Annotated in this window: 1 protein-coding gene; it reads right to left on the reverse strand. The window is 66.0% G+C overall.

The genetic code is table 11. The annotated features are described in order from the left end of the window. A partial coding sequence (locus tag ACCAA_RS04900) for an SdrD B-like domain-containing protein (protein ID WP_281193163.1) occupies window positions 1-1,319 on the reverse strand: 1,319 nt, incomplete at both ends.

Here is a 1,319-nt window from a genome sequence, read left to right on the forward strand (position 1 = left end):
CGATGTCGATCTTCGGGGTGGCGGGCTTGTAGATGCCGGCGTCGAGGTTGGGGTTGTTGTCACCCGAGGCGAGCGTGACCGTGTGGGTCTTGCCGGTCGTCTGGTTGGCATCCGAGTCGTTGGCGTCGGTGGTACCCGAGGCAGTGGGCGTTGTGAACTGATAGCCGGCCGGCAGGGTGGTCTTGTCGAACTGCACCGAGTAGGTGCCGGGCTTCAGGCCGGTGAACGCGTAGTAGCCGGGGTTGCCGCCAGCGTCGTTGGCGGTCGTGGTGGTGGCGCCGGTGGGGTTGCCGCTGGCGTCGAGCAGGATGACCTTGACACCGTTGACGCCTTGCGCGGCAGTCTCGTTTTGCTTGCCGTCGGCGTTGTTGTCGTACCAGACGTAGTTGCCCAGCGAGGCGGGCTTGTAGATGCCGGCGTCGAGGTTGGGGTTGTTGTCACCCGAGGCGAGCGTGACCGTGTGGGTCTTGCCGGTCGTCTGGTTGGCATCCGAGTCGTTGGCGTCGGTGGTACCCGAGGCAGTGGGCGTTGTGAACTGATAGCCGGCCGGCAGGGTGGTCTTGTCGAACTGCACCGAGTACGTGCCGGGCTTCAGGCCGGTGAACGCGTAGTAGCCGGGGTTGTTGCTGGCGTCGTTGGCGGTCGTGGTGCTGCCGATGGCGTTGCCGCCCGCGTCGAGCAGCGTGACCTTGACACCGTTGACGCCTTGCGTGGCGGCTTCATTTTGCTTGCCGTCGGCGTTGCCGTCGATCCAGACGTAGTTGCCCAGCGAGGCGGGCTTGTAGATGCCGGCGTCGAGGTTGGGGTTGTTGTCACCCGAGGCGAGTGCGACCGTGTGGGTCTTGCCGGTCGTCTGGTTGGCATCCGAGTCGTTGGCGTCGGTGGTACCCGAGGCAGTGGGCGTTGTGAACTGATAGCCGGCCGGCAGGGTGGTCTTGTCGAACTGCACCGAGTAGGTGCCGGGCTTCAGGCCGGTGAACGCGTAGTAGCCGGGGTTGCCGCCGGCGTCGTTGGCGGTCGTGGTGGTGGCGCCGGTGGGGTTGCCGCTGGCGTCGAGCAGGATGACCTTGACACCGTTGACGCCTTGCGCGGCAGTCTCGTTTTGCTTGCCGTCGGCGTTGTTGTCGTACCAGACGTAGTTGCCCAGCGAGGCGGGCTTGTAGATGCCGGCGTCGAGGTCGGGGTTGTTGTCACCCGCGGCGAGCGTGACCGAGTGGGTCTTGCCGGTCGTCTGGTCGGCATCCGAGTCGTTGGCATCGGTGGTGCCGGCGGCCGCAGGCGTGGTGAACTGGTAGCCGGCCGGCAGGGTGGTCTGGTCA

Source organism: Candidatus Accumulibacter aalborgensis (assembly GCF_900089955.1).
Taxonomy (GTDB): domain Bacteria; phylum Pseudomonadota; class Gammaproteobacteria; order Burkholderiales; family Rhodocyclaceae; genus Accumulibacter; species Accumulibacter aalborgensis.